The 9,383-nt window shown below is 72.2% G+C and carries 8 protein-coding genes; 4 read left to right on the top strand and 4 right to left on the bottom strand.

The features are described 5' to 3' along the window. Window positions 1-109: 109 nt before the first annotated feature. A complete protein-coding gene (locus tag ACIQU6_RS36720) occupies window positions 110-1,363 on the top strand; it encodes a DUF6114 domain-containing protein (RefSeq protein WP_403486073.1) in 1,254 nt (417 codons plus the stop codon). 40 nt (window positions 1,364-1,403) lie between these two features. Further along, on the top strand, window positions 1,404-2,282 hold the full coding sequence (locus ACIQU6_RS36715) for an oxygenase MpaB family protein (RefSeq protein ID WP_403486072.1): 879 nt from the start codon (window positions 1,404-1,406) through the stop codon (window positions 2,280-2,282). 93 nt (window positions 2,283-2,375) lie between these two features. On the opposite strand, the gene ACIQU6_RS36710 is transcribed toward ACIQU6_RS36715, so the two are convergent. Beyond that, window positions 2,376-3,011, bottom strand: coding sequence for a TetR/AcrR family transcriptional regulator (locus ACIQU6_RS36710; protein WP_403486071.1), 636 nt, complete (start codon window positions 3,009-3,011; stop codon window positions 2,376-2,378). A 321-nt stretch (window positions 3,012-3,332) separates the two neighbouring features. Here ACIQU6_RS36710 and sph point away from each other — a divergent pair, with 321 nt between their 5' ends. After that, window positions 3,333-4,304: a sphingomyelin phosphodiesterase gene (gene sph, locus ACIQU6_RS36705; RefSeq protein ID WP_403486070.1), complete on the top strand. Its 972-nt coding sequence runs from the start codon at window positions 3,333-3,335 to the stop codon at window positions 4,302-4,304. Between the two features lie 81 nt (window positions 4,305-4,385). Here sph and ACIQU6_RS36700 read toward each other — a convergent pair whose 3' ends face one another. The 3 genes from ACIQU6_RS36700 to ACIQU6_RS36690 all read right to left on the bottom strand — a co-directional run bounded on the left by ACIQU6_RS36700 (window position 4,386) and on the right by ACIQU6_RS36690 (window position 8,448). Next, complete coding sequence (locus ACIQU6_RS36700) at window positions 4,386-4,919, bottom strand: macro domain-containing protein (protein WP_403486069.1); 534 nt, start codon at window positions 4,917-4,919, stop codon at window positions 4,386-4,388. Between the two features lie 113 nt (window positions 4,920-5,032). Continuing rightward, the gene (locus tag ACIQU6_RS36695; RefSeq protein WP_403486068.1) at window positions 5,033-6,493 is read right to left on the bottom strand and encodes an amino acid permease; all 1,461 of its coding nucleotides are present in this window, start codon (window positions 6,491-6,493) and stop codon (window positions 5,033-5,035) included. A gap of 110 nt (window positions 6,494-6,603) precedes the next feature. Then, window positions 6,604-8,448, bottom strand: coding sequence for an AMP-dependent synthetase/ligase (locus tag ACIQU6_RS36690; RefSeq protein ID WP_403486067.1), 1,845 nt, complete (start codon window positions 8,446-8,448; stop codon window positions 6,604-6,606). Window positions 8,449-8,582: 134 nt separating this feature from the next. Here ACIQU6_RS36690 and ACIQU6_RS36685 point away from each other — a divergent pair, with 134 nt between their 5' ends. Continuing rightward, on the top strand, window positions 8,583-9,356 hold the full coding sequence (locus tag ACIQU6_RS36685) for a MerR family transcriptional regulator (protein WP_403486066.1): 774 nt from the start codon (window positions 8,583-8,585) through the stop codon (window positions 9,354-9,356). The last annotated feature ends 27 nt before the right edge of the window (window positions 9,357-9,383 follow it).

Genomic DNA, 9,383 nt, shown 5'->3' with positions numbered 1-9,383 from the left:
TCTTCATAGCGGAGCTATGGGGACATTTCGGCAACGCCGCGAGCGTGCGTGCCAGACGCCGCGACGCCGCGGAGATCCGTCAGAAGCGCCCTAGCCGCCAGGAGGGCCCGTGTTCACCTTCGTCCTCGGTTTCCTCGCCGAGCTCGCCGAGGAGACCGGCAGTTGGCTCGACCGCGTCCTGCCGGCGCCCGGACTGCGCCGCCCGCTGCGCTCCTGGCGCCGCCGACGGCCCTTCTGGGCCGGGCTGTGGACGGTGGCCGGCGGGCTGGAACTGATCGCACTGCCGCTGGCGCCGCTGCCGTTGATGCTGAAGGTCGGCGTCGGCGCGATGTCCGCGGTCGGGGTCGGGCTGGTGCTGATCGCCGGCGGTCTGTTCTTCGTCTTCGCGCCCGCCCAACGGCTGTTCGTCTCGGTGGTGACCGCCATCGCCTCCCTGGTCTCGCTCGCCACCACCAATCTCGGCGGCTTCGGCATCGGCTGCGGGCTGGGGCTGTTGGGCTCGTCGATGGCCTTCGGGTGGCTGCCGAACGCGGCACCTCCGGGACCGACGGACGCGACGGAACCGGAGGACGGGGCGGTGGCCGCGCGCCCAAAAGCGCCTGAGAGCCGGCCCGGACGCCGGCCCGGCGCCGCGGCCCTCGCCCTGACCCTCCCGCTCGCCCTCGCCGCCGGATTGACCACCGCGGCACCGGCCCGGGCGACCGGCGACGACCCGCGCGACGCCCCCGGCCGCGCCCCGCTGCCCTGCCTCACCGGCCTCGACACCGGCGGCGCCGACGACCCCGCCCCCACCGGCCCGCCCCCGTCCGGTGGCGGCCGGTCCGCGCCGCCCATCCGCACCGCACGCCCCGGCGAGATCGGCACCCCCGCTGACCTCACCGCCCTCGCCCCACCTGTCGTCATCGGCCGCCAACCCGGCCCCGGCCGCGCCACCTACCCCGTCAGCCCCTACTACCCCACCGTCAGCGCCACCCGCCTGACCGCCACCGACGCCGTCGTCCACGGCGCGACCTATCTGCCCACCCTGGGCGGCGGCCGGATCAAGGTCCTGTGGGTGCACGCCGCCCGGATCGTCGCCGACGACTACCGCCTCCGGGTCACCGGGCCCGAGGGCACCCCCCGTCTCCTCGATGTCCAACTCGACATCCGCAACGTCGACGTCTACGCCACCTCCCTCCAAGGCGCCCTGGAAATACCCTGGTTGAGGGTGCGCACCCCGTCGGTCCGCCTCGGCGCTGACGTGATCCCCGCCAACCTCCCGATCGCCGTCCGGCTGCCCTCGCTCACCCTGCGGCCGGTCACCGCGGGCCAGGTCCTCGCCGACGCCGCGGAGGCCCGCTACGCGCACCTGGGCAGCCATTAGCCGACCGCCCGCACGCCACCCACCTCAGGAGGCACGCACCATGGGCCGCTACACCCGACTGCGCACCATCCGCCGGATGGATCCCGAGCGGGACTTCGAGCAGATCTTCCGCTGGCTCATCCAGTACGAATTCCCGTGGGACTACACCCAGGGCGTCTCGATCGCCTTCCTGCGCGACTACGGCATCCCGCGCATCTCCCAACTCCTCGACCGCACGCAGGAGTTCGAGCGCAACGGGCAGAAGCGCTACGACGACACGGTGCTGCTCGGCTACGAGATGGCCGCCGACGGCTTCGACTCCGACCGCGGCCGCGCCGCCGCCCGCCACCTCAACCGCATCCACGGGAAGTACCGCATCCCCAACGAGGACTACCGCTACGTCCTGGCCACCACCGTCGTCGGCCCCAAGCGCTGGATCGACCGCTACGGCTGGCGTCCGCTGTGCGCCAACGAGAACGCCGCCCTCGCCCTGGTCGGCCACAAGCTGGCCACCCTGATGGGCATCGAGGGCGCGCCCCGCACCATGGCCGGCTACGAACGGCTCATGGACGCCTACGAGGCGGAGCGGTTCGCCTACCACCCGGCCAACCACCGGGTCGCGAACGCCACGTTCCGGGTCATGGCCTCCTGGTACCCGGCCGCGCTCCGCCCCGCCATCGCCCGCTTCTCCCTCGCCCTGCTCGACGAACCGCTGCTCCGCGCCCTCGGCTTCCCGCCGCAGCCGTCCTGGTTACGGGCGCTGGCCCGCCGCGCGCTGCGCGCCCGGGCGGCGCTCGTCCGACTGCTGCCCGCCCGGCCCGACTCCCGCCCCGGCCTGCACCGGCCCCGCTCCTACCCCTTCGGCTACACCCTCGACGACCTCGGGCCCGCCTGGGCCCAGCACCGTCCGCTCCGCCCGCTGCCCCACGAGGACGGCTGACGACCGCGCCGCTCTCCCCTTCCCCGCCCACCGGCGAGCCGGTCGGCGGGCATCCCGCGGCCGTCCTCACCGGCAGTCGGCGGCCGACACCGCTCAGCGGTCCAGCAGCGGAGTCAGATACCTGCGGGCGAAGCCCCGCGCCTGCTCGTCGTCGTTCAGCGCGAAGCAACTCACCGGATTCAGCAGGAAGGAGACGGTGATCCGGACCATCAGCTCGGCGACCGCCGTCGGATCCCCCGCGGGCTCACCGGACCCGTCCCCCTCCTGCCGCTGCGCCCTGCGCAGATGCCCCGCCAGGTATCCCCGCATCGCCAGGAACGAGGGCCCGCTCTCCAGCGTGAGGTACGGCAGCATGGTCTCCGGCTCCAGCCGCAGCAGCCCGCCGATCAACGGATGCCCCCGGGTCAGCCGCAGGATGGCGGCGAACCCCTCCACCATCCGCTCCTCCATCGTCGGCAGCCCGGCCACCGCCGCGTCCACCTCGGCGACGAAGTGCCGGTACTCGCGCAGCAGCACCCGTTGCACCAACTCGTCCTTGCTGCCCACCCGTCGGTACACCGTGACCCGCGAGACCCCGGCCCGTTTGGCCACGTCGTCGACGGTGGACCGGCGCAGCCCGAAGGTCATGAACTGCTCCCGCGCCGCGTCCAGGATCCGCTCGGTCAGCGCTCCCCCGTCGCCCGGCCCGCTCTCCAAGGCCCGGGCCAGCAGCCGCCCTTCGTCCGCCATCGGTCCCCCTCCGCAGAGCCGCCACGCACCGACGGCACCCCGCCAGCGACAGAGAGACTAACCGAATCACTTTGTAACGACGCCCAGCGCAACGGGCATTCCGTACCCCGGACGGCCTGCCCGGACGGGAGCGGGGCGCGCCCACGACCCTGCCGCGGCCGGCGACTCACGCGCCGAAGGGCACCGGCGGGGCGCCACCGACGCGCGCCATGATCCGTCCATCTCCTACCCACCGGGAGGTTACCTAGAAGTAACCCAAGCTGATTTGATGTGCGTCGCCGGTTCATTCCCACCAACCCCCCACCTGCACAGGGAGATTCCGTGCCGCACTCCGCGCAGCGTACGTCCCGGGCCGCCGCGATCGCCGCGGCCCTCGCCGCCACGCTGGCCGTCGCGTCCCCCACCGCGTCGGCCGCGAGCGCTCCTCGACTCAAGGTGCTCACCTACAACACCTTCCTCATGAGCAAGAACCTCTATCCCAACTGGGGCCAGGACCACCGGGCCCAGGCCCTCCCCGCCGCGGACTTCTTCCACGGCAATGACGTCGTCGTGCTCCAGGAAGCCTTCGACAACTCCGCCTCCGACGCCCTCAAGTCCCGGGCGGCCGCCGAGTATCCGCACCAGACCCCGGTGGTCGGCCGCAGCAGGAGCGGCTGGGACGCCACCGGCGGCGCCTACTCGTCCGTCGTGCCCGAGGACGGCGGGGTGACGCTGCTCAGCAAGTGGCCGATCCTGCGCAAGGAGCAGTACATCTACAAGGACTCCTGTGGCTCGGACTCCCTCTCCAACAAGGGCTTCGTCTACGCGGAGTTGAACGTGTCCGGCACCAGGGTGCACGTGGTCGGCACGCACACCCAGTCCACCGACTCGGGCTGCAGGGCCGGCGAGGCCGCCGCCGACCGCGCCAAGCAGCTCAAGGAGATGGACGCCTTCCTCGACGCCCAGCACATCCCGGCGGACGAGGAGGTGATGGTCGCCGGCGACCTGAACATCGACTTCCACGGCACCGAGTACCAGGCCCTGCTGGCCAACGGCGACCTGGCCCCCGCGGACAGCCGCACCGGCCACCCGTACTCCTTCGACACTCACGAGAACTCGATCGCGTCGTACCGCTACCCGAACGACCCCCGCGAGGACCTGGACTACGTGCTGTTCCGCAACGGCCATGCCCGGCCGGCCGGTTGGCGCAACACGGTGGTCAAGGAGCAGTCGGCGCCCTGGACCGTCTCCAGTTGGGGCAAGAAGTACACCTACACCAACCTCTCCGACCACTACCCGCTCGTCGCCGGCTGATCCGGCGCACGGCCCGTGACCCCGCAAGCCCCCTGGCCCGGTGGACCCCGTGGACCCCGCGGTACGGCACCCCCCGGACCGTCAGCCGTCGTAGACCGTCACGGCCACCCCGCGCTCGACCAGCCGGCGGGATATCAGCGGCTCCATGCGGGACCACGTCCCGCCGGCCAGGCCGCAGCCGATCCGCGGCATGTGAACCGATGCCCCCCACTCCACGGCCCGCTCCGCGACCCGGCCGAGGCCGGCGGCTATCGCCTCGTACCGCACCGGCGCCCCCGCCCCGCCGACGGGGGCGCCCGCCGGTCGAGCGGGGCCGCGGGCCCGGCGGGCCATCCCGCGCTGCCCGATGACGTTGGCCACCCACAACTCCTCGCCGACCCGCACGAACTGCACGGCGCCCAGCCCGAAGTCGTTTCCCGCGCGCTCCCGGTACCAGCGGCGGTAGGCGCGCTCCGGCTCCGGCCAGCGGCGGGAGACGGCGCGGACGAAGCCCTTGCCCCAGCCCCCGACGTCATTGCAGACGTGCACGATCATCTTGACGCCCGCGCCCTGCGGCGCGGTGGCATCACCGTCGACATAGGTGATGACGGCGTCGATCCCCGTTTTCTCAGCCATGTCTCAACGGTACGGACGACCACTGACAACGGGCCGGACGCACCGGGGCGGTCGCGGTGCCCCTCGGGCCCCGCGACCGCCCCGATCAACGCGAACCTCCGTCCGCGCGCGCCCTATTCGGCGAGTTCGCGCTCCTCCGCGATCCGGCGCACCCGGCCGCGCACCGCGAACCAGCCGACGACCAGCGCCACCGCGAGGACCGGAACCATCAACACGGTCTGCCGGCCGACGCCCTTGTCGAACCACATCAGCACGATCACCCCGAGCAGGAAGACGATGGTGGCGATGTCCGTGACCGGCGTGCCCGGCAGTCGGAAGCGCGGGCGCTCCACGAGGCCCTCCTTGGCCCGGCGGACGAAGACCATGTGACAGACCATGATCGTGCACCAGGTGCTGATGATGCCCAGCGCCGCGATGTTGATCACGATCTCGAACGCCTTGCCCGGCAACCAGTAGTTGAGCCCGACGCCGAGCACGCACACCGTGGAGGTGAGCATGATGCCGCCGTAGGGCACCTGGCTGCGGTTCATCCGGGCGGCGAACCTCGGCGCGGAGCCGGCCATGGACATCGAGCGCAGGATGCGACCGGTGGAGTAGAGGCCGGAGTTGAGGCTGGACATCGCCGCGGTGAGCACGACGAGGTTCATCACATCGCCCGCGTGCGGGATGCCCACGTGGGACAGCACGGTGACGAACGGACTCTCGTTGGCACTGAAGACGTTCCACGGCAGCAGCATCGTCAGCAGGAGCACCGAGCCGACGTAGAAGATCCCCACCCGCCACATGATCGAGTTCACGGCCTTGGGCACGACCTTCTGCGGATCGCTGGTCTCACCCGCGGTGACGCCGACCAGCTCGACCGCGGAGTAGGCGAAGACCACGCCCTGGAGCACGACCACCACGGGCAGCAGACCGGTCGGGAAGAGCCCGCCGTGGTCGCTGATCAGATGCAGGCCCGGGGTGTGTCCGTCGACCGGGTGCTGGGTGGCCAGCAGGAAGATCCCGATGAACATGAAGGCGACCAGCGCCGCGACCTTGATGATGGCGAACCAGAACTCCAGCTCGCCGAAGATCTTCACCGAGATCAGGTTGACCGTGAGCACCACCGCCAGCGCGATCAGCGCCATCACCCACTGCGGGATGCTGGTGAACATGCTCCAGTAGTGGGTGTAGAGGGCGATCGCGGTGATGTCGGCGATACCGGTGGTCGACCAGTTGACGACGTACATCCACCCCGCGACGTAGGCGCCCTTCTCGCCCAGGAACTCCCGGGCGTAGGAGACGAACGAGCCGGACGACGGGCGGTGCACCACCAGCTCGCCGAGGGCCCGGACGACGAAGAAGGCGAAGAGGCCGCAGACCGCGTAGGCGATGGCCAGCGCGGGACCGGCGGAGTGCAGTCGGCCGCCGGCCCCCAGGAAGAGGCCGGTGCCGATCGCGCCGCCGATGGCGATCATGTTGATGTGTCGGCCCTTGAGGCCCTTGCTGTAGCCGGCGTCCCCCGCGTCCTGCCGGATCCCGCTCCCCCCGCCCGATGATCGCTGGGATGCATCTTCGACGGTTTTTGTGCTCACTACTGGTTCATCTCGCTTTCGGAGAGCTCGACCACACTGGCACCGCGGGTCGCGCGAACGGCCAGTCGGCACACCTTCCCCGAAGAGTGGCCCCCCGTCTGTGTGCGACATCACATGGCGTACATTCGCTCCAAGGTCTGTCCGTATATGTGGCGAATGACATGGCGGCGGAGCTTCAGCGACGGCGTTAGTTCGCCACTCTCCGGCCCCCATTCCTCACCCAGCAACGAAAATCGCTTGACCTGTTCGGTGCGGTTCAGCTGGGCGTTGGCCGCCGCCACGCCCCGCTCGACCTCCGCCCGGACCACCGCATTCCGGGCCAACTCCGCCAAGCTCCCCGTCACTCCGTGCCGCGCCGCCCAGGCCGGGGCCAGCTCCGGGTCCAACACCAGCAGCGCCACCAGATACGACCGGCCGTCGCCGTGCACCAGCGCCTGCCCGATGAGCGGGTGCTCCTTGAGGGCGTTCTCGACCAGCGCCGGCGAGACGTTCTTGCCGGTCGAGGTCACGATCATTTCCTTCTTGCGGTCGGTCAGCCAGAGGAAGCCGTCCGCGTCGATCCGCCCGATGTCGCCGGTGCGGAACCAGCCGTCCGCCCCGGTGACCGGCTCCACCGTCCCGTCCGCCCGCAGATACCCCGCGCACACCGTCCGGCCGCGCACCTCGATCTCCCCGTCCGCGGCCGTCCGCACCGCCAGCCCGTCGAGCGGCCGGCCGACCGAGCCCAGGCGGAACGCCCCCGGGGCGTTGGTGGTGGCCACCCCGACCGTCTCGGTCAGCCCCCACGCGTCCATGATCACGATGCCGAAGCCGGCCCAGAACCGCACCACCTCCTGGGGCATCGGCGCCGAGGCGCTCGCCGTCCAGACCAGCCGGTCGAAGCCGGCCGCCGCCAACAGCGGATCCAGCACCTCCGCCTTCGCCGTCGCGTACGCCGCCGCCAGCCCGGCGGGCGGTCGCTCCCCGCGCTCCCGGCAGGCGACATGGGCGCGGGCGGTCTCCGCCGCCGCGACCACCGCCCGCCGGCGCTCCTCGGGCAGTTGGTCCAGCACGGCCCGGACCGCGGCGGTCAGCTTCTCCCACACCCGCGGCACCCCGAAGAACTGCGCCGGCCGCAGCTCCCGGGCGACCGCCCCGACCTGCGCCGGGTCCGCGCAGAGGTGGACGTGCGAGGCCCGGAAGACCGGCAGGTAGAGGCCCAACATCCGCTCGGCGATGTGCGCGAAGGGCAGGTAGCAGAGGTGCTCGACGTGGTGCGGGAGCTCCACGACGGCGTCCAGCGCCACCGCGTTCTGCACCACCTGGCGGTGGTTGATCACCACGCCCTTGGGGTCGCCGGTCGTCCCGGAGGTGTAGACGACGGTCAGCGGATCCTCCGCCCCGCCCCGGCGCCACTCGGCCTCGAACTCCCCCGGGTCGTACGCCGCGGCACCCCGGGACCGTAGCGCGGCGAAGCTCTCGTGCCGCCCGTCCGCCGCCCCTCCGGGCCGCGCCCCCTCCCCCGGCTCGACGGTCACCAGCCGTTCCAACCGGGCCGCCGCATCGTCGAACAGCGGCGCCCAACGCGCCCGCTCCCGAGGTCCCTCCACCACCGCCAGCCGGGCCCGACTGTGCCGCGCGATATGGGCGATCTGGCCCGGCGCGGCGGTGCCGTAGACGGTGACCGGCACGGCCCCCAGGTGCACCAGGGCGAGATCGCTGAGCCAGTGCTCGGCGCGGTTGCCCATCATCAGCAGGACGATCTCCCCGCGCCGGACGCCCAGCGCCCGGAAGCCGGCGGCCAGTTCACCGATCCGCCGGCGGGCCGCCGCCCAGCTCAGCGTCCGCCAACCGCCGGCCTCCGGGGCGCGCCACGACAGGGCCGGCCGCGCCCCGTGGTCCTCGGCGTTGCGCAACAACAGGGCGGGCAGCGTCAGTTCGCCCGGATCACCGGGCATGCGCAGGGGCGTGGTCATGGCGGCCTCCCGAGAGGGTGGGACGTGCGCTGCGGACCGTACGAGGGTCCGGGCCCCACCCGGCGGGAGCCCGGCTGTGCGAGGGAGCGGTGAGAAGGTTTCACAAGGCTGGTGAGACAGCAATACTGTTGAACATGATGGAGTCCGCGCCCGACCTGACCGTCGACGAACTCGCCGCCCGTGCCGGCGTCACGGTCCGCACCATCCGCTTCTACAGCACCCGCGGACTGCTGCCGCCCCCCGAGATCGGCCCGCGCCGGGTCGGCCGCTACGGAGCGGACCACCTCTCGCGGCTCGCGCTGATCGAGGAGCTCCAGCACCAGGGCCTGACGCTGTCCGCCATCGAACGCTACCTGGCGCAGTTGCCGCCCGATCTGAGCGCCCAGGACCTGGCCATCCACCGGGCCCTGGTGGCCAGTTGGCTACCGGACCAGGCGGAGGACGCGACCCGGGACCAACTGGAGCGGCGGGTCGGCCGGGAGCTGACCGAGGAGGACCTCGACCGGCTGGCGGCGATGAACGTCCTGGTGCGGACAGCGGACCCCCGGGTCTTCCGGGTCGATCCGGGGCTGCTGCACCTGGGGGCGCGGCTGCTCGACGTGCCGATCGCGCTGGAGACGATCCTGGCGGCGCGCACCGTCGTCATCGAGCACACCCGCTCGGCGGCCCGCGAGCTCAGCCGGCTCTTCAAGGACGAGGTATGGGAGCCGTACCGGGACGGCGGGGCGGACGCGGCGGAGGTGGCGCGGGTGAAGTCGCTCTCGGCGCACATGCAGCCGATGGTGGTGCAGGCACTGGTCACCGCCTTCCAACGGTCGATGAGGGAAGAGCTGCGCGAGTGGCTCGGCGCGGGCGAGCGCGACGGCCGGGAGGGCCGGGACGCGGGCGTCGGCCGGCGCGAGGGCTGAGGGGGCGGACCGCCAGGGCCCGCCCCC

This window comes from Streptomyces sp. NPDC090442 (assembly GCF_044769405.1).
Taxonomy (GTDB): domain Bacteria; phylum Actinomycetota; class Actinomycetes; order Streptomycetales; family Streptomycetaceae; genus Streptomyces.
This window is presented reverse-complemented; position numbering and strand designations above follow the sequence as displayed.

What these genes read in the sequence shown, in the direction of transcription:
- ACIQU6_RS36700 (WP_403486069.1), bottom strand. Translation starts at nt 4,919, where the DNA reads ATGGCTGAGAAAACGGGGATCGACGCCGTCATCACCTATGTCGACGGT.
- ACIQU6_RS36690 (WP_403486067.1), bottom strand. Translation starts at nt 8,448, where the DNA reads ATGACCACGCCCCTGCGCATGCCCGGTGATCCGGGCGAACTGACGCTG.
- ACIQU6_RS36710 (WP_403486071.1), bottom strand. Translation starts at nt 3,011, where the DNA reads ATGGCGGACGAAGGGCGGCTGCTGGCCCGGGCCTTGGAGAGCGGGCCG.
- ACIQU6_RS36685 (WP_403486066.1), top strand. Translation starts at nt 8,583, where the DNA reads ATGATGGAGTCCGCGCCCGACCTGACCGTCGACGAACTCGCCGCCCGT.
- ACIQU6_RS36715 (WP_403486072.1), top strand. Translation starts at nt 1,404, where the DNA reads ATGGGCCGCTACACCCGACTGCGCACCATCCGCCGGATGGATCCCGAG.